The 435-nt window shown below is 52.2% G+C and carries 1 protein-coding gene; it reads right to left on the minus strand.

The genetic code is table 11. The features are described 5' to 3' along the window. Positions 1–141: 141 nt before the first annotated feature. Positions 142–435: regulatory protein RecX (locus ACTHUR_RS21455; protein WP_440400827.1), on the minus strand; the 294-nt coding region annotated here is incomplete at its 5' end.

Below are 435 nucleotides of genomic sequence, written 5' to 3' on the forward strand. Positions count from 1 at the left end.
GGTAAACGGGGTTTTTGCGTTCGTCTTCCAAAAGCGGATTAGGGGCGTTGCGTTGTTCTTCGGACATGGTCATCTCTGTTGTGAATGGGTGGCAAAAGCGTAAGGGTACGCCGATGGACAGGAAGATTCAAGCAGGGCGGTTTAATTTTCTCCGTATTCAAAAACATCGTCTTCATTCCAACTGCTTTTGAGCGCGGCGTGGATGGTGTCCATGTCGAATCCGCGATAGGCGAGGAAGCGCGCTTGTTTTTGTTTGTCTTTTAAATCGGCGGCGGGCTGTTTGAATTTTTTGCGCAACACGGCGATTGCGGTTTGCAGTTCGCGCGCTTTGTCGGGCATAAATTCGCGGCTGAGGGTTTCGTCTATGCCTTGCTGCGCCAATGCCTGTTTCAGACGCAGGGAGCCGTGTTGGCGGCTTTTGCTGTGGATGTAGGC

This window comes from Neisseria sp. P0021.S007, from assembly GCF_051956855.1.